Source organism: Pimelobacter simplex (assembly GCF_900114845.1).
Lineage (GTDB): Bacteria > Actinomycetota > Actinomycetes > Propionibacteriales > Nocardioidaceae > Nocardioides > Nocardioides simplex.
In genome coordinates this window covers 276,235-298,514 of sequence record NZ_FOUK01000002.1, presented here as the reverse complement: position 1 = coordinate 298,514, position 22,280 = coordinate 276,235, and the positions used below count along the sequence as shown (strand labels likewise).

Annotated in this window: 26 protein-coding genes; 17 read left to right on the top strand and 9 right to left on the bottom strand. The window is 73.5% G+C overall.

Going from position 1 to position 22,280, the window contains the following annotated elements; translation table 11 throughout:
- Position 1 precedes the first annotated feature (1 nt).
- Positions 2-721: a CpaB family protein gene (locus tag BM223_RS09015; protein ID WP_141267236.1), complete on the bottom strand. Its 720-nt coding sequence runs from the start codon at positions 719-721 to the stop codon at positions 2-4.
- 302 nt (positions 722-1,023) lie between these two features.
- Complete coding sequence (locus tag BM223_RS09010) at positions 1,024-2,814, bottom strand: AMP-dependent synthetase/ligase (RefSeq protein WP_038678275.1); 1,791 nt, start codon at positions 2,812-2,814, stop codon at positions 1,024-1,026.
- 119 nt (positions 2,815-2,933) lie between these two features.
- Here BM223_RS09010 and BM223_RS09005 point away from each other — a divergent pair, with 119 nt between their 5' ends.
- Genes BM223_RS09005 through BM223_RS08980 form a run of 6 tightly spaced genes read left to right on the top strand, consistent with a single transcriptional unit; the run spans position 2,934 to position 8,102 of the window.
- Entirely contained in the window at positions 2,934-3,392 is a 459-nt protein-coding gene (locus BM223_RS09005; RefSeq protein WP_038678277.1) for an SRPBCC family protein, read from the top strand.
- 11 nt (positions 3,393-3,403) lie between these two features.
- Entirely contained in the window at positions 3,404-4,621 is a 1,218-nt protein-coding gene (locus BM223_RS09000; protein WP_038678280.1) for an ArsA family ATPase, read from the top strand.
- On the top strand, positions 4,611-5,006 hold the full coding sequence (locus BM223_RS08995; protein WP_038678282.1) for a hypothetical protein: 396 nt from the start codon (positions 4,611-4,613) through the stop codon (positions 5,004-5,006). The genes BM223_RS09000 and BM223_RS08995 overlap by 11 nt, the downstream gene beginning before the upstream one ends.
- Positions 5,003-5,932: an ROK family glucokinase gene (locus BM223_RS08990; RefSeq protein WP_038678283.1), complete on the top strand. Its 930-nt coding sequence runs from the start codon at positions 5,003-5,005 to the stop codon at positions 5,930-5,932. Before BM223_RS08995 ends, BM223_RS08990 begins: the two co-directional genes overlap by 4 nt.
- 2 nt (positions 5,933-5,934) lie before the next feature.
- Complete coding sequence (locus tag BM223_RS08985; RefSeq protein ID WP_038678285.1) at positions 5,935-6,843, top strand: ROK family protein; 909 nt, start codon at positions 5,935-5,937, stop codon at positions 6,841-6,843.
- A complete protein-coding gene (locus tag BM223_RS08980; RefSeq protein WP_038678286.1) occupies positions 6,843-8,102 on the top strand; it encodes a glycosyltransferase 87 family protein in 1,260 nt (419 codons plus the stop codon). The genes BM223_RS08985 and BM223_RS08980 overlap by 1 nt, the downstream gene beginning before the upstream one ends.
- Here the strand turns inward: BM223_RS08980 and BM223_RS08975 are convergent.
- The 3 genes from BM223_RS08975 to BM223_RS08965 are packed head-to-tail and all read right to left on the bottom strand — an operon-like array spanning position 8,047 to position 9,665.
- Positions 8,047-8,469: a hypothetical protein gene (locus tag BM223_RS08975; RefSeq protein WP_038678289.1), complete on the bottom strand. Its 423-nt coding sequence runs from the start codon at positions 8,467-8,469 to the stop codon at positions 8,047-8,049. The two genes, BM223_RS08980 and BM223_RS08975, sit on opposite strands and share 56 nt — an antisense overlap.
- Positions 8,470-8,493: 24 nt before the next feature.
- Entirely contained in the window at positions 8,494-8,895 is a 402-nt protein-coding gene (locus BM223_RS08970) for a VOC family protein (protein WP_052138484.1), read from the bottom strand.
- Positions 8,892-9,665, bottom strand: coding sequence for an alpha/beta hydrolase (locus BM223_RS08965; protein WP_082003634.1), 774 nt, complete (start codon positions 9,663-9,665; stop codon positions 8,892-8,894). Before BM223_RS08965 ends, BM223_RS08970 begins: the two co-directional genes overlap by 4 nt.
- A 285-nt stretch (positions 9,666-9,950) precedes the next feature.
- On the opposite strand from BM223_RS08965, the gene BM223_RS08960 reads away from it, so the two are divergent.
- The 5 genes from BM223_RS08960 to BM223_RS08940 are packed head-to-tail and all read left to right on the top strand — an operon-like array spanning position 9,951 to position 14,483.
- Complete coding sequence (locus BM223_RS08960) at positions 9,951-10,670, top strand: lysophospholipid acyltransferase family protein (protein WP_038678290.1); 720 nt, start codon at positions 9,951-9,953, stop codon at positions 10,668-10,670.
- On the top strand, positions 10,667-11,833 hold the full coding sequence (gene macS, locus BM223_RS08955; protein WP_082003635.1) for a MacS family sensor histidine kinase: 1,167 nt from the start codon (positions 10,667-10,669) through the stop codon (positions 11,831-11,833). Before BM223_RS08960 ends, macS begins: the two co-directional genes overlap by 4 nt.
- Complete coding sequence (locus BM223_RS08950) at positions 11,830-12,348, top strand: flavin reductase family protein (RefSeq protein ID WP_038678292.1); 519 nt, start codon at positions 11,830-11,832, stop codon at positions 12,346-12,348. The genes macS and BM223_RS08950 overlap by 4 nt, the downstream gene beginning before the upstream one ends.
- Positions 12,349-12,408: 60 nt before the next feature.
- Positions 12,409-13,779, top strand: coding sequence for an alpha/beta hydrolase family protein (locus BM223_RS08945; protein WP_038678293.1), 1,371 nt, complete (start codon positions 12,409-12,411; stop codon positions 13,777-13,779).
- 47 nt (positions 13,780-13,826) lie between these two features.
- Positions 13,827-14,483, top strand: a complete 657-nt coding sequence (locus BM223_RS08940; RefSeq protein WP_038678295.1) for a response regulator — start codon at positions 13,827-13,829, stop codon at positions 14,481-14,483.
- Positions 14,484-14,496: 13 nt separating this feature from the next.
- On the opposite strand, the gene BM223_RS08935 is transcribed toward BM223_RS08940, so the two are convergent.
- Entirely contained in the window at positions 14,497-15,717 is a 1,221-nt protein-coding gene (locus tag BM223_RS08935; protein WP_052138486.1) for an oxygenase MpaB family protein, read from the bottom strand.
- Between the two features lie 56 nt (positions 15,718-15,773).
- On the opposite strand from BM223_RS08935, the gene BM223_RS08930 reads away from it, so the two are divergent.
- Together BM223_RS08930 and BM223_RS28870 are read left to right on the top strand one after the other, a co-directional pair.
- Positions 15,774-16,391 (top strand): TetR/AcrR family transcriptional regulator, encoded by a 618-nt coding sequence (locus BM223_RS08930; RefSeq protein ID WP_052138487.1) that lies wholly within the window; start codon positions 15,774-15,776, stop codon positions 16,389-16,391.
- Positions 16,384-17,292, top strand: a complete 909-nt coding sequence (locus BM223_RS28870; RefSeq protein ID WP_038678297.1) for a hypothetical protein — start codon at positions 16,384-16,386, stop codon at positions 17,290-17,292. The genes BM223_RS08930 and BM223_RS28870 overlap by 8 nt, the downstream gene beginning before the upstream one ends.
- On the opposite strand, the gene BM223_RS08920 is transcribed toward BM223_RS28870, so the two are convergent.
- Positions 17,279-17,782 (bottom strand): DinB family protein, encoded by a 504-nt coding sequence (locus BM223_RS08920; protein ID WP_038678298.1) that lies wholly within the window; start codon positions 17,780-17,782, stop codon positions 17,279-17,281. The two genes, BM223_RS28870 and BM223_RS08920, sit on opposite strands and share 14 nt — an antisense overlap.
- 2 nt (positions 17,783-17,784) lie before the next feature.
- Complete coding sequence (locus BM223_RS08915; protein ID WP_038678300.1) at positions 17,785-18,606, bottom strand: DUF1028 domain-containing protein; 822 nt, start codon at positions 18,604-18,606, stop codon at positions 17,785-17,787.
- Between the two features lie 57 nt (positions 18,607-18,663).
- On the opposite strand from BM223_RS08915, the gene BM223_RS08910 reads away from it, so the two are divergent.
- From BM223_RS08910 to BM223_RS08900, 3 genes are all read left to right on the top strand, one after another.
- Positions 18,664-19,692 carry a 6-phosphofructokinase gene (locus BM223_RS08910; protein WP_038678301.1) on the top strand — a complete coding sequence of 343 codons (1,029 nt, stop codon included), beginning with the start codon at positions 18,664-18,666 and terminating at the stop codon, positions 19,690-19,692.
- A gap of 368 nt (positions 19,693-20,060) precedes the next feature.
- Complete coding sequence (locus tag BM223_RS08905; protein ID WP_141267237.1) at positions 20,061-20,459, top strand: hypothetical protein; 399 nt, start codon at positions 20,061-20,063, stop codon at positions 20,457-20,459.
- Positions 20,459-20,803, top strand: coding sequence for a hypothetical protein (locus tag BM223_RS08900; protein ID WP_038678304.1), 345 nt, complete (start codon positions 20,459-20,461; stop codon positions 20,801-20,803). The genes BM223_RS08905 and BM223_RS08900 overlap by 1 nt, the downstream gene beginning before the upstream one ends.
- Positions 20,804-20,814: 11 nt before the next feature.
- Here the strand turns inward: BM223_RS08900 and BM223_RS08895 are convergent, their stop codons facing one another.
- The gene (locus tag BM223_RS08895; protein ID WP_038678306.1) at positions 20,815-21,576 is read right to left on the bottom strand and encodes an endonuclease/exonuclease/phosphatase family protein; all 762 of its coding nucleotides are present in this window, start codon (positions 21,574-21,576) and stop codon (positions 20,815-20,817) included.
- Between the two features lie 77 nt (positions 21,577-21,653).
- Between BM223_RS08895 and BM223_RS08890 the strand changes: the two genes are divergently transcribed.
- Entirely contained in the window at positions 21,654-22,247 is a 594-nt protein-coding gene (locus BM223_RS08890; protein WP_075018546.1) for a nucleotidyltransferase family protein, read from the top strand.
- Positions 22,248-22,280 lie beyond the last annotated feature (33 nt).

The window sequence follows — 22,280 nt, the reverse complement described above, 5'->3', positions numbered from 1 at the left end:
CTCACTGAGCGTTGCGGATGGTGGTGCAGACGTTGTTGCCCTTGTCGACCTGGACCTGGCTCTCCTTGTTGAGGAGGGCCACCGAGAGCTTGCCGCGCTCCCGGCCGTCCTGCAGCCACTCGAACTGCTGCTGGGTGACCGCGAGGTGCAGCGCCGGAGCGCCCCCCTCGGCCGCGCCGCTGCCGTCCTCGGCCGCGACGGTGGTCGTCGTCTGGGCGCCCTTGGAGAGCACGGTGACCCGGTCGATGAGCAGACAGGTCGGCGTCCCCGGGTTGACGGTGAGGAACACCGCGAGCTGCGAGCCGGGCTCGATGAACGAGCCGACCGGCAGGTCGAACGACTCCGGCTTGGCGATGAGACCCGTCGGCAGCGGCAGCGAGGCCACCTCGACCGGGTCGCCCACGCCGCCGAACTTCGTGGAGAGCAGCTGCTCCCCGGCGTAGAGGGTGGTCAGCGCGACCTTGTCGTCGATGTTGCCGAGGTCGCTCTGGCGCAGCGCGTTCTCGAGGACCTGGCCCTCGGGGACCTGCGTCTCGGCGAGCTTGCCGGTGTCGAGGGCGGACTTGATGCTCTCGCCCGGCAGGACGGTCTTGCCGGCGGCGACGGTGACGACGCTGGTGGTCCGGTACTTCTCGGCGGCGCGCGTCTCGGCGCCTCGGGCGAAGACGAAGACGAGCCCGACTCCGAGGGCCGCGATCACTGCCGCGACGACGAGCAACAACCTACGACGATCCACTTCAGAGCCCTCCCGCTCCCCATGGCTGCCGCTCGCCCCTCCCGGACACGCGCGGTCAGCGACTTCACTGAAGCAAAGCCAGTCCGCTGCACCCCTCCCCGGCTGCAGCAGGCCGAGGCTAGCGCGTCCGGGAGCGGGAGTGGCGAAAATCGCACAATCCCCAGAATCGATGACCGATCGCGCCTGCGGAGTGGCCCGACCGGACTACGTCAGCGTCGTACCGGACGAAATGGTCGCGAATCGGGGCCTGCCACGACCATTTTGTCCGGTACGACGGTGCCCGCAGGTCAGGAGTAGAGGGCGGCGATCTCGTCGCGGCACTCCCGCATGACCACGTTGCGCTTGAGCTTCAGGCTCGGGGTGACCTGGCCGGCCTCCTCGGTCCAGTCGGCCGGGAGGATCGTGAACTTGCGGATCGACTCGGCCTTCGAGACGGCCTTGTTGGCCTCGTCGACGGCGGCCTGGATCTCGGCGCGGAGGTCGTCGTCGTCGACCAGGTCGGCGATCTTGCCGGTCTTGCCGTGGTGCTCGGCCCAGGCGGGGAAGGCCTCCTCGTCGATGGTGACGAGGGCGCCGATGAAGGGCTGGCCGTCGCCGACGACGAGGCACTGGCTGACCAGGGCGGAGGCGCGGACCCGGTCCTCGAGGACGGCGGGGGCGACGTTCTTGCCGCCGGCGGTCACCAGGATCTCCTTCTTGCGCCCGGTGATCCGGACGAAGCCCTCGTCGTCGACCTCGCCGACGTCGCCGGTGTGGAACCAGCCACCCTCGTCGAGCGCCTCGGCGGTGGCGGCGGGGTTGTTCCAGTAGCCGGTGAACACCTGGCCGCCGCGGAAGAGGAGCTCGCCGTCGTCGGCGATCCGGACGGCGGTCCCGGGCAGCGGGCGCCCGACCGTGCCGACCTTCTGGGCGTCGGGGAGGTTGACCGTCAGCGCCGCGGTGGTCTCGGTGAGGCCGTAGCCCTCGAGGACGGTGACGCCGATGCCGCGGTAGAAGTGGCCGAGGCGCTCGCCGAGCGGGGCGCCGCCGGAGACGGCGAACTCGCAGTTGCCGCCGAGAGCGGTGCGGAGCTTGCCGTAGACGAGGCGGCCGAAGAGGGCGTGCTGGGTGCGGACCCGCAGCGGCATCCGGCCGCCGTCGAGGGCGCGGGAGTAGGCGATGGCGGTCTCGGCGGCGCGGTCGAAGATCTTGCCCTTGCCGTCGGCGGTCGCCTTCTGGGAGGCAGTGTTGAAGACCTTCTCGAAGACCCGGGGGACCGCGAGGATGAAGGTCGGCCGGAAGGTGGCCAGCTGGGGGAGCAGGTTCTTGATGTCGGCGCTGTGGCCCAGGCGGGTGCGCGACTTCACGCAGCCCACCTGGATGATGCGGGCGAAGACGTGCGCCAGCGGCAGGAAGAGCAGCGTCGAGGCGCCCTCGGTGTCGAAGAGGCGCTCGAGCTCGGCGACCGCGACGCAGAGCTCGGTCTGGAAGTTGTCGTGGGTGAGCATGCAGCCCTTGGGCCGCCCGGTCGTGCCCGACGTGTAGATCAGGGTGGCGAGGTCCGCCGGCCCCACCGAGGTACGACGCTCCTCGAGGTCGGCGTCCGCGACGCCGGCGCCTGCGGTGGTGAGGGCGGCGACGGCGCCGTCGTCGATCGTCCAGACGTGCTCGAGGTCGGTGAGCCCGGCGCGCAGCGCGTCGACCCGGGCCAGGTGCGTGGCGTCCTCGCAGACCACGGCGCGGGCGCCGGAGTCGGACAGGATCCACTGGATCTGCTCCTCGGAGGAGGACTCGTAGATCGGGACGGTGGCCGCGCCCGCGAACCAGATGGCGTAGTCGAGGAGGGTCCACTCGTAGCGGGTCCGCGAGATGACCGCGACCCGGTCGCCGCGCTCGATCCCCGAGGCGATGAGGCCCTTGGCGACCGCCGTGACCTCGTCGAGGAAGGCGGCGCAGGTGACGTCCGCCCAGCCGCCGTCGGCCGTGGCCCGGCTGAACTGCACGACCTCCGGCGCCTCGGCCGCGTTGCGGACCACGTCGTCGGTGAGGTTCCCGGTGGTGGGGATCTCGATGGTCTGCGGGGTGGAGTACTCGCGCACCGTGTCTCCTGATCTGCTGGCTGCTGAGCTGCGGCGTCAGCTGGGTTGACGCGCCGGTAACAAGCGCCAGCAGCCTACTCCCGCGGCGCCTCCGGGCCCGCCTCCGGTAGCCTTCCCGCATGGCCGAACAGACGTCCTCGTCGATCGTCGTCGACGCACCGCCCGCCGAGGTGATGGCCGTCATCGCCGACTTCGCGGCCTATCCCCAGTGGGCCAAGGGCGTCACGGTCGCCGATGTCCGCTCGTCGTACGACGACGGCGACCCGGCCCAGGCCGGCCGGGCCCGCGAGGTGTTCTTCGCTCTCGACGTCTCGCCGATCAAGGACGAGTACACCCTCGCCTACGTCTGGGACGGCGACCGCCAGGTCACCTGGACCCTCGCCGAGGGCAAGATGCTGCGGGCGCTCGACGGCGCCTACGTGCTGCGCGACACCGGCTCCGGCGCGACCGAGGTGACCTACCGGCTCGCCCTCGACGTGTCGATCCCGCTCATCGGCATGCTCAAGCGCAAGGGCGAGAAGATCCTCATCGACACGGCGCTCAAGGGCCTGAAGAAGCGCGTCGAGTCCGGCGCCTGAGGTCTGCCGGCGTGCGGATCGTTCTCTTCACCGGCAAGGGTGGCGTCGGCAAGTCCACGGTCGCGGCCGGGACGGCGGCACTCGCGGCGGCGCGCGGCCTGCGCACGCTGGTGATCTCCACCGACGCCGCGCACTCGCTCGCCGACGCCTACGGCGCGGTCTCGACAGGCTCGACCAACGGCGGTGCCGAGCCGACCGAGGTCGCGCCCGGGCTGTTCCTCCAGCAGGTCGACGCCCAGCTGCGCTTCGAGCAGTCCTGGGCCGACATCCAGCGCTACCTCCTCTCGGTTCTCGACGCGGTCGGCATGGACCCGGTCGCGGCCGAGGAGATGACCGTCATCCCCGGTGCCGAGGAGGTGCTCGCGCTCCTCGAGCTGCGCCAGCACGCCCGGTCCGGGCGCTGGGACGTCGTCGTGGTCGACTGCGCGCCGACCGCCGAGACGCTGCGCCTGCTGGCGCTCCCCGAGGCGCTCGGGTGGTACCTCGAGCGGCTGCTGCCGATCCAGCGCCGGCTGGTCAAGGCGCTGCGCCCGGTGCTCAACCGCGCGGCCGGCGTCCCGATGCCCGGCGACGCGGTCTTCGACGCGATCACCCGCCTGCACGGCGAGCTGGACGACGTCCACGCGCTGCTGTCGGGCCCCGAGGCCAGCGTCCGGCTGGTGCTGACGCCCGAGCAGGTGGTGCTCGCCGAGGCGCGCCGCGCCTACACGAGCCTGTGCCTGTTCGGCTACCGCGTCGACGGCGTGGTGGCCAACCGGGTCTTCCCCGACGGCGACGGCGACCCGTGGCGGGCCGGCTGGGTGGCCGCCCAGGCGGGAGTGCTGCGCGAGGTGGCGCAGTCGTTCGGCGGGCTGCCGGTCTGGACCTCCCGCTACCAGGCTGCCGAGCCGGTGGGCGTCGACGCACTGGCCGCCCTCGCCACCAGCCTGTACGACGGCGCCGACCCGCTCGCCGTCCCGGCCGGTGACGGGCCGTTCCGGGTCACCCGCGGCGAGACCGGCGCGGTGGCCCACCTGGCGCTGCCGTTCGTCACCCGGGCCGAGGTCGACCTCGCGCGCAACGGCGACGAGCTGGTGATGACCGTCGGCTCCTACCGCCGCCTGATGACCCTCCCGCCCGGCCTGGCCCGGCTGCGGGTGGCGGGCGCCAGCGTGGTCGAGGGCGAGCTGCGGGTACGGTTCGCGGAGCCCGACCCGGCGGCGATGGGAGGCCAGCACCATGCCCGATGACGACATCGGCAGCGTCGGCGAGGAGGCGATGAAGCTCTTCGGCGCCTTCGCCGACCTCGCCAAGCAGCACACCGGCGACGCCGCCGGCGGCTTCGGCCACCTGGCCGGCCAGGCCGCGGCGATGGCCCACGACGTCAACGAGCACCTCGCCACCGACGCGGCCGAGTGCCGCTACTGCCCGGTCTGCCGGGTGGTCCACGCGGTGCGGCAGACCTCGCCCGAGGTCAAGGCACACCTCGCGGTCGCCGCCTCGTCGCTGCTGCAGGCCGCCGCCGGACTGCTCGAGACGCTGCCCCAGCCGCCCGAGAGCGGCTCCGGTGCCCCGCGCGGGCCCGAGGTGCAGCACATCGACCTCGACGACGACGGGCCGGACCCGGCACCGTGACCAGCGACCTGACCTGCGGGATCGACATCGGCGGCACCAAGATCGCCGGTGCCGTGGTGGACGCCGACGGCACCGTGGTCGCGGAGGGCCGGGTGGAGTCCCCGGCCGCCGACGCCGCGGCCATCGCGACGACGGTCGCCGAGCTCGTCTCCGACCTGGCCGCGGGGCACCCGGTCCGCGCGGTCGGCGTGGGCGCGGCCGGCTACGTGGCGGCCGACCGCTCCACGGTGCTGTTCGCGCCCAACATCGCGTGGCGCAACGAGCCGCTCGGCGCCGACCTGGGCGGCCGCACCGGGCTGCCGGTGGTGGTCGAGAACGACGCCAACGCCGCTGCCTGGGGCGAGTTCCGCCACGGTGCGGGCCGCGACGCGGAGCACCAGCTGATGGTGACCGTCGGCACCGGCGTCGGTGGCGGCGTGGTCACCGGCGGCCTGCTGCTGCGCGGGGCCTACGGCGTCGCCGCCGAGATCGGCCACCTGTGCGTCGTCCCCGACGGACTGCCCTGCGGCTGCGGCAACCGCGGCTGCCTCGAGTCCTACGCCAGCGGCAGCGCGCTCGTCCGGGCCGCCCAGGCCGCGCCCTCGCCAGCGGTCCTCGCGGCCGCGGGCGGCGACCCGGCGCGGATCACCGGGCCGATGGTCACCGCCGCGGCCGTGGCCGGCGACGCCGGTGCCGTCAGCCTCCTCGCCGAGCTGGGCGGCTGGCTCGGGCACGGCATCGCCTCGCTCGTCGCCGTCCTCGACCCCGAGGTCGTCGTGGTCGGCGGCGGGGTCGCCGCGGCCGGCGACCTGCTGCTCGCCCCGGTGCGGGAGGCGTTCGACCGCGAGCTGACCGGCCGGGGCTTCCGTCCCCGCGCCGCGATCGTGCCCGCCGTCCTCGGCAACCGCGCCGGCATGATCGGCGCCGCGGACCTCGCCCGGGGGTGAGCATGGGCGCGGGCCATGTCGGCGTCGACGTCGGCGGCACCAAGGTGCTCGCCGTCCGGATCGACGCGACCGGTGCCGTCACCGCGACGGCGACCCGCCCCATGCCCGGCCGGACCGCCCCGATCACCGCGGTCGAGGACGCGATCGTCGCCGCCGCCCACGACGTCTCCGGCACCGAGACCCCCGCCGGCCTGGGCATCTCGGCGGCCGGGCTGGTCGACGCCGCCGGCGAGCGCTTCCTGTTCGGTGCCCACCTGCCGTGGCGCGACGCCCCGGTGCGGAAGGCGATCGCGGAGCGCACCGGCCTGCCCGTCGTCCTCGACAACGACGCCAACTGCGCGGCCCATGCCGAGCTCGTCGCGGGCGCCGCGCGCGGGGTGGGCTCGGCGCTGCTCATCACCATCGGCACCGGCATCGGTGGCGCGGTCGTCCTCGGCGGGCGCGTCGTGCGCGGCGCACACGGGCTGGCGGGGGAGTTCGGCCACATGCAGGTGGTGCCCGGCGGGCTCGCCTGCGAGTGCGGGCTGCGGGGCTGCTGGGAGCAGTACTGCAGCGGCCGCGCCCTCGAACGGGTCACCCGGGTCGCGCTCGGCCGGCACCTGGACGGTCCCGAGGTGACCGCGCTGGCCCGGGCCGGCGACGACGTGGCGCTCCACGCGTTCGGCTCGATCGGGACCTGGCTCGGCGTCGGCGCGGCGGGGCTGGTCTCGGCGTTCGACCCCGAGGTGGTCGTCGTCGGGGGAGGCGTCTCCGCGGTCGGCGACCTGCTGCTCGCCCCGGCCCGCCGGGCGCTCGCCGAGTCGCTGCAGGGGACGGCGTTCCGTGCGGTGCCGCCGCTGCTGCCCGCCGCGCTCGGACCCGAGGCGGGCGCCGTCGGTGCCGCGCTGCTGGCCCGGGACGGCCGGGACTGATGGCGCCGGACCGCGCCCGGGTGTGGGCGCTCTGGGGACTGAGCCGGCTGGTCGTGCTGATCCTCTTCGTGAGCGTCGAGACGGGCTCGGCGTTCGACCTGAAGTACTACGCCGCCAACCTCGACGGCCTCGCCGCCAACGGCGTGGGGGAGACCCTGCGCGAGTACCCCGTGCCCGCCTTCCTGGTCCTCGCGCTTCCCTACGGCCTGCTCGACCTCGTCGGCCTCAGCGGGATCTACCCGGCCGTCGTCTTCCTGCTCGCCCTCCTGCTCGACGCGTGGTTCCTGCACGTGCTGCTCGGCCGGGCGCGGGCCACGGGTGCGCGTGCGGCGGTCTGGGCGTGGCTGGTCGCGACGCCGGCGCTCGGGGCGCTGTCGTACGCGCGCTTCGACCTGCTGCCCGGCGTCCTGGTCGCGCTGGCCCTGCTCGCGCTCGTCGACGCCCCGCGCCGGGCGGCCGTCCTCGCCGTCCTGGCGACCGGCGTGAAGTACAGCCCGGCACTGGCGCTGCCCGGTCTGGCCGCGCCCGCCGCGAGCCGGGTCCGGGTCGTCCTCGCCGGAGCCGTCGCCGGGCTCGCCCTGGTGCTGCTCAGCATCGCCGTCGGCGGCTGGGACCGGGTCGTCTCACCGCTCTCGTACCAGGGCCGCCGCGGCCTGCAGATCGAGTCGCTGGCGGCGACGCCCGCGATGGTGCGCTGGGCCCTCTCCCCGGGCGAGTACGACGTGTTCTACGCGCCGTCGAAGGCCTGGGAGATCCGCGGACCCGGGGTCGACGCGCTGCTCACCGCGACCACGGTCGCGACCGCCCTGCTGCTCGTGGTCCTCGTCGCGCTGTGGCTCCACGCGTGGGTGCGGCTGCCCGACCCGCGCACCGGACTGACCGCCGTGGTCTGGTTGACCCTCGCCGCGGTGCTGGCGTTCATCGCCGGCGGCAAGGTGCTCAGCCCCCAGTACCTCCTGTGGGTGCTGCCGCCCGCCTGCGCCGGCCTCGCCCTGGTCGAGGGTGCCGACCGCCGCCGGCTGCTGCGGTGGACCGTCGTCCTGCTGGTGACCTCGGCGCTGACCCACCTGATCTACCCGGTCGGCTACCGCCACCTGCTCGGCCACGACGCCTGGAGCGGCGTGATGGTCGCCCTGCTCGTCGTGCGGAACCTGCTGCTCGCCGGGCTGTGCGTGAGCGCGCTCGTCGCCGCCCACGCGGCGATCAGACGCGTGCCCCGTCGTCCCAGGGGTCGCGCGGCGAGCCCGGCATCCGGATGACCAGGTAGCAGAAGCCCGCCACGAAGCCGCCCACGAGCAGCCAGCCCAGCCAGCCCGGCATGCTCAGCCCGGAGATCAGAAAGACCAGCAGCACCGTCGGCGAGCCGAACACGCCCAGCCACGCGAGCAGCCGGTCGAACGGCGGGATCGGCACCGGCGGCGGGTCCTCGGGGACGAAGCGGTCGTAGGCGGGGACCTCGTCCTCGTCGTCGTCCCCGTCGGCGCCGGTGTCGGTCAGGTCCTCGGGCTCGTCGGGTTCGTCGGGCTCGGGCTCGGGGGGAGGCTCGGGGTCGAGCTCGACCCGGTCGCCGTAGTTGTCGACGATGGCCTGCCAGGCGGCGTCCTCGTCGGGGTTCTCCCGCTGCACGGATCCAGCGTAGGACGTCCGCGGTCAGGACGCCGCTGCGGCCGTGATCTGCCAGGCGTGACCGTCGGGGTCGGTGCAGACGGCCGTGTAGCCCCACGCCTGCGCGGCGGGCGCGCGGACCACGCTGCCGCCGGCGCCGCGGACGCGGTCGGCGAGGGCATCCACGTCGGCCGCCGTGTCGACGGTGACGCCGAGGAGGCACTCGGTGACGCCGGGCGCCGCCAGCGGCTGCTCGCCGAGCACCCAGGCCAGGCCGTCGGCGGGGATGAGGGCCAGCAGCACCTCGTCGTCCAGCCGGAGGAGGAGCGGCTCGGGCAGGCCGTCATCGGCCGGCGTGCCCACGAGCTCCAGTCCCAGGGTCTCCCGGTAGAAGGTGGCCGCCCGGTGCCGGTCGGCGATGGGCAGCGCGATGGTGAACCGGCTCACCCGGTCACCCGCGCCACGAACGCCGCCGACTGCTCGAAGATCGCCGGGGCGTCGTTGTCGAGCGTGGCCACGTGGTAGCTGTCGGCCAGCTCGACCCGGGTCACGTCGGTGGACGAGATGCCGCCGAGGATGAGCGGCTCGGAGGACCCGTCGACCACGTGGTCCTCGGGGGAGCGGAAGTAGAGCAGCGGCACCGTGATCCGGGCCAGGTCGGAGCGAATCACCGGCCAGGCCTGCATCATCGAGTGCACGGCCTTGAGCGGGGTGCGGTCGTAGCCGTTCTCGCTCACGCCCGGCTTCTTGATGTCGCCGGCGATCGCCGGGAACGACGGCACCAGGTGCTTGAGCACCGGGAGCAGCTTGACGTCGAGCCGCTGGGTCGCGACCGCGGGGTTGACCACCATGACGCCGGCCAGGTCGGCGTCCCGGTCGGCGGCCAGGCGCAGCACCAGCGCACCACCCATCGACAGCCCGCCGACGACGACGGCGTCGTGCTCGGCGCGCAGCGCGTCGAAGGCGGCGACGATCGCGCCGTACCAGTCCTGCCAGCGGTGGGTGTTGAGGTCGCGCCAGGTGGTGCCGTGGCCGGGCAGGAGCGGCACGCTGACGCCGTACCCCAGGGCGGCGAGGTGCTCGCCCCACGGCCGCATCGAGACCGGTGAGCCGGTGAAGCCGTGGCTGAGCAGGACGCCGATCCGGCGCCCGCCGGTCAGCTCGGGGCGGGCGGGGACGCTCAGCGGCGCGGCGGGGTCATCGGCGGTCGGCGGCATGGAGCGATTGTGCCGCACCGTCGGCCCGTGGTCGCCGGGTCGGCAGATGTGCTCCCAGGCACCAGAGCATGTCTGCCCGTTGCTCGCCTGCTGCGCGGCGCGTGCGACTCGATCGGGCGGCGTTGTCGCAGACTCGACGGGCAACCAGCCCGCCTTCGCTGCTCCGCCTTGCCCGATCGGCCGCAAGCACCGCTCGCGACGGCGACCAACGGGCAGACATGCCCTAGGCTTCGATCAGTCGGCGCCCGTCCGGGCGGGTGCACGCGCAGGGGAAGGTGCGATCGGTTGTTCTACTGGTTCCTGAAGTTCATCGCCCTCGGGCCGTTGCTCAAGGTGATCTTCCGGCCGCGCGCCGAGGGCGTCGAGAACGTCCCCGCCGAGGGCCCGGCCATCCTGGCCAGCAACCACCTGTCCTACGCCGACTGGCTGTTCATGCCGCTGGTCGTGCCGCGCAAGGTCAGCTTCGTCGCCAAGGCGGAGTACTTCACCTCGCCGGGCGTCAAGGGCTGGCTCCAGAAGAACTTCTTCAGCGGCACCGGCAACATCCCGATCGACCGCTCCGGCGCGAACGCGGCCGCGGGCGCGCTGATCTCGGCCAAGAAGGTCCTCGCCGACGGTGAGCTCTTCGGCATCTACCCCGAGGGCACCCGCTCCCACGACGGCCGCCTCTACCGCGGCAAGACGGGCATCGCCCGGCTCGCGCTCGAGACCGGCGTCCCGGTCATCCCGGTCGCCGTCGTCGGCACCGACATCGTCGCGCCCCCGGGCAAGACGTTCGGCCGCTGGACCCGCCCCCACGTGCGCTTCGGCAAGCCGATGGACTTCTCGCGCTACGCCGGCATGGAGAACGACCGCTTCATCCTGCGCTCGATCACCGACGAGATCATGTACGAGATCATGCGGCTCTCCCAGCAGGAGTACGTCGACATGTACGCCACCCGCGCCAAGTCCGAGGCCAAGAAGGCCGAGCACGGCGACGGCGAGCAGCGGAAGCTCGCGTCCTGACCGAACCGGTCGGGGGGACCGCGGCGGCGACGCGGGCAGCGATCGCCGTCGAGGACCGGATGTTCCGGGCACTGGCGGTGCTCCGGGTGGTCGTCCTCGGCTACACGGTGGCGCTCAACGCCTACCGCAACAACTTCGAGCACCCGGTGCTCGGCTGGGCGTGCGTCGGTCTGATGGTGGTCGCGACGTTCGTCTCGATCCCCGTGTACGCCGCACCGGAGCGCCGGCTCCCCGCCGTGCTGCTCGCCGACCTGGCGCTCGCCGTCGGCCTGCTGCTGGCGACGCCGGTGGTCAAGGGGGAGTGGTTCAACGCGACCATCCCCGGCTACTGGATCGTGGGCGCGCTCCTGGCCTGGGCGGTCCGCTACGGCTGGCGCGGCGGGACGGCGGCCGCCGTCGTGCTCGGCGCCGTCGACCTGCTCACCCGTTCCGAGGTGCACCAGAAGGACTGGGGCAACGTGTTCCTGCTGCTCCTGGGCGGCTCGATGCTCGGCTTCGTGTGCGAGTCGCTCAAGCAGATGGCCGCCGAGCGCGACCGCGCCCAGCGCGAGGCCGCCGCGGCCTCCGAGCGCGCGCGGCTGGCCCGGGTGGTCCACGACGGCGTCCTGCAGGTGCTCGCACTCGTGCAGCGCCGCGGCGGTGAGCTGGGCGGCGAGGCCGCCGAGCTCGGTCGCCTCGCCGGCGAGCAGGAGCAGGCGCTGCGCACGCTCATCCGGTCCCAGCAGGCCGTCACCGCCAGCACCGCCGCCGAGTCCGCCCGGACCGCCGACCTCGCCGCGCTGCTCGGGCCGCTCGACGCCCGGCCCGGCACCGAGGTCGCGCTGCCGGCCGGCGCCGTCCCCCTTCCTGCGGACGCCGCGGCCGAGCTCGTCGCCGTCGTCCGCGCCTGCCTCGACAACGTCGAGCGCCATGTCGGACCCGGCGCGCCCGCCTGGATCCTGCTCGAGGACCTCGGCGACCGGGTCGAGGTCTCGGTGCGCGACGAGGGCCCCGGTATCCCCGAGGGCCGGCTCGCCGCGGCCGAGGCCGAGGGGCGGATGGGTGTCTCCGAGTCGATCCGGGGCCGGGTCCGCGACCTGGGCGGGACCGCCACGCTCGACACCGGGTCCTACGGCACCGAGTGGGTGCTCGTCGTACCGAGGGAGCAGGGATCTTCGCGATGACCATCCACAGCACGCACCCGTTCGCCGACGCCGAACCCGACCCGGCCCGGCGCTTCCGCGGCCGCGTCGGCGGCGCCGTCACGCTCTGGACCGCCGGCGACGACGCCGAGCGGGCCGGCCTGACGGTCAGCTCGCACATGGTCGCGCTCGGGTCGGAGCCCACCGTGCTGGCGCTGCTCGACCCCGACTCCGACCTCCTCGAGGTGCTGCGCGAGACCGGGCGCGGTGTCGTCCAGCTGCTCTCGTGGGCCGACCGCCAGCTCGCCGAGGCCTTCGCCGGGACGGCGCCCGCCCCGGGCGGCCCCTTCCGCCAGGCGGCGTTCGTCGCGACGCCGTACGGACCCCGGCTCGGGTCGGCCGCGACCTGGGCCGGCGTCCGTCTCGCCGGCGAGCGCGAGGTCGGCTGGTCGGTCGAGGTCGCCGCGGTCCTGGAGCACGTCGAGCTCGGCCCCGACGAGGCCGGCGACGACCCGCTGCTGCACCGCCGCGGGCGCTTCCACCGCGCCACCCCCTAGGGGCACGATCCCGGGACCATCCCGATGTGCGGGGCCCACGGTCCGACCTAGCGTCCCGCCATGTCCCGAAAATCCCCCCGCATCATCGTTCTCGTCCTCGCCGTCCTCGCGCTCGTGCTGAGCGCCTGCTCCGAGGGCGAAAAGAAGCCCGCCTCCGAGAAGCCTGCCGCCGCGAAGCCCCGTGGTCTCGACGGCGACTGGGCCGGCGCGATCGAGGTCCCCGGCGCGCCCCTCGACATCGGCGTGACGTTCGCCGACGGCGGCGCGACCATCACCATCCCGGCACAGGGCCTCGACGCGGCCGAGCTGACCGACGTCCGCACGACGGTGGCCGACGTCGCGTTCGCCGTCCCGCAGCTCGCCCCGGACGCCACGTTCGCCGGCACCTACAGCTCGGCCACGGAGCGGATCACCGGCAAGCTGTCGACGAGCGGCCAGGAGCTCGCCGTCAGCCTCGAGCGCGGCACGGTCGCCCCGCTGGAGCGCCCGCAGGAGCCGGAGGAGCCGTTCCCCTACCGCTCGGAGGACGTCAGCTTCGAGGCCGGCGAGGTCACCATCGCCGGCACCCTGACCCTGCCCGAGGACGAGGGTGAGGGCGAGGGACCGTACCCCGCCGTCGTGCTGCTGACCGGCGCCGGCGCGCAGGACCGCGACGAGCAGGGCTTCGCCCACAAGCCGTTCCTGGTGCTCGCCGACGCGCTGACCCGGTCCGGGTACGCCGTGCTGCGCACCGACGACCGCGGCGTCGGCGGAACCACCGGCAGCGACGACGACGCGACGTACGACGACCTGGTCGCCGACGCCCTCGCGATGACCGACTTCCTGCGGGAGCGTCCCGAGATCGACCCCGAGCGGATCGGCCTGATGGGCCACAGCCAGGGCGGCTACCTGGCGCCGCTCGCGGCGTCCCGGGCGCCGGAGAAGGTCGCCTTCACGGTGCTCATGGCCGGTCCGGCGCAGACCGGGTGCGAGGTGCTGAAGTACCAGGCGCGCGCCCAGCTCGAGCTCCAGGGCCAGAGCACGCCCGCGCGGCTGCGCGAGAGCGACGAGGCGAACCAGCGGCTCTGCGACCTGCTCGCCGCCGGTGACCTCGACGGCGCCCAGGCGCTCGAGCCCACGGTCACGCCGACGATGGCGGCCCAGACGACGTACGACCCCGAGCCTGCGCTGCGTGCCCTGAAGGTGCCGTCGCTGGCGTTCTTCGGCAGCAAGGACGTCCAGGTGCCGCCGTCCCTCAACGAGCCGCTGATGCGCCGCTTCCTGCAGGAGAACGCCGACGCCACCGTGCACGTCTTCCCCGGTGCCAACCACCTGATGCAGCCCGCGCAGTCGGGGACGCCGGACGAGTACGCCCAGCTGACGACGACGATCGACCCCGACGTGCTCGCCTACGTCACGACCTGGCTGAAGGAGAACGTGCCGGCCCGCTGACCCGTCGTACCCAGGCCCGTCGACGGCCATGCCCTAGGGTCCCTCCCATGACGGACCGGATCCGGGTCATGGTCGTCGACGACCACCCCATGTGGCGCGACGCGGTCGAGCGCGACCTCGCGGCGGCCGGCTTCGAGGTGGTCGCGGTCGCCGCGACCGGGACCGAGGCGGTCAACAGGTTCAACGCGACCCGGCCGCAGGTCGTCGTCCTCGACCTGCAGATCCCCGAGCCGAGCGGGGTCGAGGTGACCGCGCAGGTGCTCGCGAGCGAGCCGTCGTCGCGGGTGCTCATCCTGTCGGCCTCCGGCGAGCAGGACGACGTGCTCGCCGCGGTCAAGGCGGGCGCCACCGGCTACCTGGTCAAGTCCGCCTCGCGCGACGAGCTGATCGACGCGGTCCGCCGCGTCGCCGCCGGCGACAGCGTCTTCACGCCCGGCCTGGCGGCCCTGGTGCTCGGCGAGTTCCGGCGGATGGACCAGCCCGCGATGCCGCCCGGCGAGCGGCTCACCGACCGCGAGACCGAGATCCTCAAGATGGTCGCCAAGGGGATGTCGTACAAGCAGATCGCCGAGCGCCTCGTCCTGTCGCACCGCACCGTGCAGAACCACGTGCAGAACACCCTGCGCAAGCTGCAGATGCACAACCGCGTCGAGCTCACCCGCTACGTCATCGAGCAGGGGCTCGACGACGACGAGGACGAGTGAGCCCGGGCCCGGCTCAACCGTCGCCGCGCGCCGGGTGCGGCCTGCCGCCGCCGGGGGAGGCGTCGACCAGGTCGTGCTGGACGTTCCAGTCGCGCCGCAGCCGCTGCTCCTGCTCGACCTCGTAGGCCTTGCCCTTGCGGGTCCGCGGCCCGAGCGTGCCGGGCACGAGGTCGCGCAGGTGGTTGACCAGGCTGAGCACCGGACCCACCACGGCGAGCACCCGGGTCAGCCGGGTCCGCGGGATCGCGAGCTCGTCGGCGATCTCGTCGCCCAGGAACAGCCGCTCCAGCGCGTGCACCACGCGCGGCGCCTGGCCGCCGAGGCGCTGGGGGAGGACGCCCTGGATCTCGGGCACGAGGAACTCCCGGTTGATGCTCGCCACGAGCGCCCGGCAGTAGTCGTCGACGACCGGCCGGGTGAGCAGGTAGATCTCCTCGAGCCGCTCCTGCTCCGCGGCGTTGCGGGGGAGCAGACCGTCCTCGATGCCGAGCAGGTGGCCCAGGTAGCGCCACCGGGCGTACGCGGCCGCCTCCTCGTGCGCCAGATACGGCGCCCCGATCCGCCGCATCGCGCGCAGCGGGATGAGCGTGAACTCGACGAGCGTGTAGGCCAGGTAGGACTGCGAGATCGGCAGCCCCCACGCGGCCGTGTCCCAGTCAGGGCGCTCGCGCAGGCTCGCGCGCACCAGGGCGTGGATGATCCGGACCCGCACGGTCAGCTCGAAGCCGTCGCTGAACCGGGTCAGGCCGCCGGGCTGGTTGACTGCGAGCAGCCAGGAGCCGACCTCGATGGTCCGGGCGCCGGCGTTCTCGACGTACCGGCCGGTGAGCTCGAGGGGCCGTGACGCCGCGGAGTTGGCGTACCCGCTGACCAGCGACGCCGCGCCGAGCACGATCCCCGACGCCCGCGAGTAGCGCGAGGTGTGGCGCGAGTCGCGGTCGATCGCGTCGGCGTCGTGCCAGGCCGGGACGGCGTCCAGCTCGGCGAAGAGGGCGACCAGCGACGCCGGCGCGTCCGGCACCGCCGCGATGCCCTCGCGGCACGCCGTCCGCAGCATCCGCATCGCCCGGCCGTGGCCCAGCGCGGGGAAGTCGGCGACGAAGGCGTCGGCGAGCGGGTCGCCGTCGGCCATGGCGTCGAGGTAGCGGTCGGCGAACGAGCCGAACCGCTCGCGCGCCTCCGGGACGCGCCGGAGGCTGGTGGGGATCGTCCGCGGGACCTGTCGCGTGGTCATGCGACGAGGCTAAAGTGAGAGATCCTCACCTTCTATTCACTTTTCCGGAGGCCCCTGTGGCGGAGCGGCAACGGGCCCGGCCCCGCCAGGACCGGGCGGTCCAGACCCGCCGCCTCCTCCTCGACACGGCGGTGCGGATCCTCGATCGCGACGGCATCGAGCGGTTGTCGACGACGGCCGTGATCCGCGACGCCCACGTGAGCAGCGGGACCTTCTACCGCTACTTCAACGACCGCGCCGAGCTCCTCGGCGTCCTGCGCGAGGAGGCCGTCCGCGCCATCAGCGACGACCTGATGATCAGCGTCGTCGACGCCCTCGAGCTCGACCTCGACGACGCCCTGCGGCTCGTCGTCCGCACCCTCGTCGACGGCTTCGAGCGGCACCGCGGCGTCATCGCCGCCATGGTCAACCAGCTCCCCGCCGGCAACAACGCCAACGTCCTGCCCGAGATCGAGGGCGACCTGCACCGCCTCGCCTCCCTCCTCCCGCGCCGGCACCGGCCCGACCTCGCCCCCGAGCAGCTCGAGGGCGTCGTGTTCATGCTGATGGGCGTGCTCGTGTCGACGTGCCTGCGGATCGCGCTCGGGCGGCCGGCGGGCGTCGACCGGGAGCAGCTGGTGGACCTCACCGTGGCGATGATCGGCGCGGGGCTGAAAGACTCGGCGGATGGCTGACCTGCTGGAGATCGCCGACGAGCTCTACGCCCTGTCCCTCGGCGAGTTCACGCCGGCGCGCGACGCCCGGGCCAAGGAGCTCAAGGGGACGCCGCTCGCCGCGCAGGTCAAGGCGCTGCGCAAGCCCAGCACCGCGGCGTGGGTCGTCGACCTCCTCGTACGGCGTGAGGCCGCCCAGGTCGACCAGGTGCTCAACGTCGGGGCCGCGCTGCGCGAGGCGCAGCAGGCGATGTCGGCCGGCGAGCTCCGCACGCTGACCAAGCAGCGGCGCCAGGTCACGGCCGCGGTCACCACGCAGGCCCGGCGGCTCGCGCAGGACGAGGGGCTGCGGGTCACCGAGGCCGTCGCCGAGCAGGTCGAGGCGACGCTGACGGCGGCGATGGTCGATGCCGAGTGCGGACGGGCGGTGCGCAGCGGCCTGCTCGTGAGCGCGCTGCGGACCACCGGCATCGAGCCGATGGACCCGGCCGACCTGGCGAGCGCGATCGCGGTCCCCGAGGCGCTGGGGTTCGCGGCGACGCCGCGCGAGGCGCCCCGTCCGGGGCCGCCCGACCTGCACGTCGTCCCCGACCCGGACAAGGCGGTCAAGGCCCGGGCGGCCGCCGACGAGCGGCTCGCCGCCGCCACCGAGGAGTACGACGCCGCGCTGGCCGCGCACGAGGACGCCGGCGCCGAGGTCGACCGGCTGGCCGCCCGGGCGCTGCAGCTGCAGGCCGAGATCGACGAGCTGCGCCGGCGGCTGTCCGACCTCGAGGAGCAGTCCGACGACCTCGACGAGGAGGTCGCCGAGGCCGAGGAGGTCCGTGACGGCACCGGTGCCGAGCTGCGCACCGCCACCGCCGAGCGGGACGCCGCGCAGGCCGCGCGCGACCGGCTCGACGACCGGCTCAGCGACCGGTGACCTCGTCGATCTGCTCGCGCAGGATGTCGGCGTGCCCCGCGTGCCGGGCCACCTCGCTGGTCATGTGCGCCACCACCCAGCGCACGCTCCACCGGCGCTCGTCGTCGGGCGGCGCGGCGACCTGGTCGTCCCAGGAGCCGGCCGCAGCGAGGTGCCGGTCGCTCTCGGCGATGGCGGCGCGGTAGTCGGCGACGAGGTCCGCGCCCGTGCGGTCGTCCGGCACCACCATGGAGAAGTCGACCTCGGCCCAGCGGGGGTCGCCGCCGACCACGTGGCCGAACCAGTAGCGCTCGCCGTCGACCAGGTGCTGGAGCAGTCCGAGCAGCGTGGTGTCCGAGACGACGAGACGCCGGCGCAGCTGGTCGTCGGCGAGGCCCTCGACCTTCTTGAGCACGCTGTGCCGGGCGAACGCGAGGAAGGCGAGCGTCGTGTCGCGCTCGCCGTCGTCGTTGCGGGGCGCCGGCTCCCGCTGGGTCTCGAGCTCGGCCATCGTCAGCGGTCCTCGCCGCGCACCACGGCCAGCACCCGCCGGTCGATCCACGCGAGGTCGGCCGCGACCCGCATCTCGTAGTTCTCGGTGCCGACCCAGGCGTGGAAGTCGCGGTGCCCGGCGTCGGTCGCGAACGTCTCGAGCTCGGTGCGCAGCGCCTCGTCGACGGGCACCTTCTCGTCGTCGGTGGACGCCGTCAGGTAGAGCTCGTGCAGGTCCAGGAGCCGCTTCAGCTCGTCGATCGGGGCCGCGTGGTCGTCGACCCGCAGGTCGACCGCGACGTCGTCGAGGCCGCCGTACCCGGCCTCGTCGCGGACCACGAGGATCGCCGCGGACTGCCGCCCCCGCCGGTCGCCGCCGGCCTCGTCGCCCGCGGACAGCGCGGCCACCAGCCGGTCCTGCAGGGGAGCGGCGGCGTCGCTCGCCAGCCACGCCTGCTCCATCGCCTCGACGACCTCCTCGCCGGCCAGGCAGTTGCCCTGGACGGCGTACCCCTCGCCGATCCGGCCCCCGGCCCACGGGATGCACTCCGCGCCGGTGTGTGACGCCGCGCCGCCGTCGATGTCGACGATGCCGACCTGGCGGTGCGCGCGGCCGTCGTCCTCCTCGATGAGGCGCTGGAGGGCGACGGGTGCGGTGGCGCCCTCGTCGAGGTGCGAGAGCGCGAGGCCCTTGTAGGCGACGTTCGCGTCGGCCTGGGTGGCGACGGCGCCGACCCCGGCGACGGCGGCCGGGACGGCGGAGCCGACCGCGAGGAACTTCGAGGCGACGGCGACGCCCCACGACTCGCCGTCGGCGGAACGGGCCACGATGGAGAAGGTCATGGACTCACCCTAGAGATCCCCTAGAGAGCGCACCGGTACCCGACGTAGGTTGGCGGCATGCGCGTCGGAGTGCTGACCGGTGGGGGTGACTGCCCGGGCCTGAACGCCGTGATCCGGGCCGTGGTGCGCAAGGGGGTGAACGAGCACGGGTTCGACTTCGTCGGCTTCCGCGACGGCTGGCGCGGACCTCTCGAGGGAGTGACGGTGCCCCTGGGCATCGAGCAGTGCCGCGGCATCCTCCCGCGCGGCGGCACGATCCTCGGCTCCTCGCGCACCAACCCCTTCGCCGTCGACGACGGCGTGCAGCGGATCAAGGACAACCTCGGCGCCGCGGGCGTCGACGCCCTCGTCGCGATCGGCGGCGAGGACACCCTCGGCGTCGCCACGAAGCTCGCCGAGCTGGGGGTGAACGTGGTCGGCGTGCCGAAGACGATCGACAACGACCTGTCCGGCACCGACTTCACGTTCGGCTTCGACACCGCCGTCAACATCGCCACCGAGGCGATCGACCGCCTCCACACCACCGCCGAGTCGCACCACCGCGTCCTCGTCGTCGAGGTGATGGGCCGCCACGCCGGCTGGATCGCCCTCCACGCCGGCATCGCGGGCGGCGCCAGCGCCGTCCTCATCCCCGAGGTGCCCTTCGACATCGAGGCCGTCTGCGCCCACGTCGAGACCCGCTTCCGCAGCGAGTACGCGCCGATCATCGTCGTCTCCGAGGGCGCGCTGCCCGCCGACGGCACCGGCATGACGCTGGTCAGCGGCGAGAAGGACGCCTTCGGCCACGTCCGCCTCGGCGGCATCGGCGACCGGCTCGCCCACGAGATCGAGCAGCGGACGGGCAAGGAGGCGCGCGCCGTCGTCCTCGGCCACGTCCAGCGCGGCGGCACCCCCACCGCGTTCGACCGCTGGCTCGCCACCCGGTTCGGGCTGCAGGCCATCGACGCCGTCGCCGAGGGGGAGTACGGCGTCATGGTCGCGCTCCGCGGCACCGACATCGTCCGGGTGCCGCTGGTCGAGGGGACCGGTGAGCTCAAGCTCGTCAGCCCCCGTGAGTACGACGAGGCGCGGGTCTTCTTCGGTTAGCGCACGCTTTCGACGGTTCCGTTGACTTCGGTCGGGCCCGTGTTTGCTTCGCTTCAAATCGAACCATCTCGGGGGGTCTGATGAAGTGGAGTACTCGATCTCGGCTGACCGTCGCAGTTGCTGTCTCCGCTGCGCTGGTCGCTGTTCCTGATGCACGAGGGCTCTCTGGCGCACAGGAGACCGGTGCGGTTGAGCTTCCTGCTCGCTCGGCCGAAGCAGACTTGGTCGTCACGACGAGCGATCGACACGGCAACAAGGTCTCCTTCCGGGGAGAGGATGAGGCTGGCTCTCCTGGTTCGGCGGCTGCGGACTCGTGGTGGGATGGCCAGTGTGGTGCCAACTCCAGTACCGCAGACAAGTTCCACATCGTGAAGCAGTACAACCGTCCGCGGTCGCACAGAAGGATGAGCGGGTCGAAGGCGAAGATGTACTGCGGCAAGCACGTCAGCTCGCAGAGTGAATCTGCCTTCGGACTTCGTCACGTGCGGGCGGGCCACAAGGGACACTTCGCCGATCTCGCGGCGATGGAGGGGCGTGACTGGGGCAACTTCATGCACTGGAGCGTCAGCTGGGTGATCAGCGAGCCGGGGAGGCGTACTGTGCAGAACGCCAACCGGTTCTGCTTCCAGAAGAAGTTCGGATTCCGCCAACCGAACGGCAGCACCTTCGATCGGCAGATCGTCGTCATCCTGGGAAGGACGGGTGTCCGGATCATGACGGCATTCCCGTCCGCCAACGCGAACTACTGCCAGGGGACGGCGTTCTGATGCCCTCCAACGCGTCCGACCCGGTTCCCCCGGCGGAGATCCTCTGGGCCCGGTTCCGCGAGTTCCTCGGTCAGTGGGGTGTCGTCGAGGAGTCTCCACGCGGTTGGCGGCTCATGTGGGACGGCCGGGTGACCGAGGTCGAGCTCACCAGGGAGCAGCTGCGCACCTATGTCGCCGAGCACCTGCGCTGGCGCGCAGGCAACGGACTCGCCCCCACGCTCGACGACGGCCTGCCGCCGGCCATGACGGACTCCTTCGGCGACTGCTTCGGGCCCCAGGAGGCGCCCTACGCGAGGGTTGCGCTCGTCGGCCTCGACTTCCGCGTCGTCGCCGACGCGCCCTGACCTGCGGCGCCCTAGCCCAGGTCCACGTCCACCACCAGCGCCCGGTGGTCCGACACCCCCAGCCACCGCACCTCCGACCGCGCCCGCAGCGCCGGCTCGGCCAGCACGTGGTCGAGCTGCTCGACGGGCTCGTCGGCGGGGAAGGTCAGGTGCGCGGCGAGTGGGTGCATGCCGGTGATGCGGGCGGCGCGGTCGGGCGCCATGTTGAGGTCGCCGGTGAGCACCAGGGGCCGGGGGCGGGTGGCGAGCGCGCGGCGCACGCGGGCGAGCTGGCGGCCGTTCCACCAGCGCACGAACGACAGGTGGGTGTTGGCGACCGTCACCGGCCCGTACGGCGTCCGCAGGGTCGCCGCGACCGCGACGCGTGGCTCGTCGTGGACCCAGGTGGGCAGGCGCTGGCCGGGGAAGCGGAGCGGGACGCCGGTGCGGGGCGCGGGCAGGCGGGTGACCTCCCAGCCGGTGACCGGGAGCCGGCTCAGCAGGGCGATCCCGTAGGCCGCGTCGTCGGGCGACTCGTCGCCGGAGGCGGCCGTCCAGGTGGCGCCGGGGCTGCCGGCGAGCGCCGCGACGAAGCGGTGGTGGGGGGCGCCCATCGCGTCCGCGGCGAGGGCGGTGAGGTCGGCGTGGCCCGATCGGGGCTGGAGGTGGTCCACTTCCTGGAGCGCCAGGACGTCGGCGTCGAGCTCGGCGACGGCCTCCTGCAGCAGCGACACGTCGACCTCGGTGCCGTGCTGGGAGCGCCCGTTGAGGATGTTGAAGGTGGCGATGCGCATCGCCAGGGTCGGTACCCGGTGCGGGCCCGCGCATAGCGGCCACCTCGCGGGGTACCGGGGCCTCGAGGTGATGACCGATGCCCGACTCCCGCCCCCTACGACCCCTGCGCGAGGCGCTGAAGCTGGTGGCCGTCGCGCTCAAGGAGGGGGAGGTTCCGTTCGCGCTGGCGGGAAGCTACGGACTGTGGGCGCGCGGCGGTCCCGAGCCCGACCACGACGTCGACTTCGTCGTCGCCGAGGAGGACGCCCCCCGCGCCGAGGGCCTCCTCGCCGAGCGGGGGCTGAACGTCGTCCGCCCGCCCGAGGACTGGCTGTTCAAGGTCTTCGTGGACGACGCCATGGTCGACGTCATCTTCCGGATCGGCGGGCGGCCGCTGGCCCGGGCGGGCCTCGCGGACGCCGACGAGATCGAGGTCGAGTCGGTCCGGATGCCGGTGCTCGGCGCGACCGCACTGATGTCCCACAAGCTCGGCGCCCTGGAGGAGCACGCGTGCGACCTGACCAACGTCCTGCCGGTGGCGCGGGCGGTCCGCGAGCAGGTCGACTGGGCCGAGGTCGCCGCCGCGACGTCGGACAGTCCCTTCGCCCGGGCCTGCCTCTCGTTGATGCGCGACCTCGACATCGTCCCGGCGCCAAATGCTTCCCTTTCGTCCCAGGCTGGGCCAGGGTGAGGCACGAGAACTTCCGTACTCGGGGAAGGAACT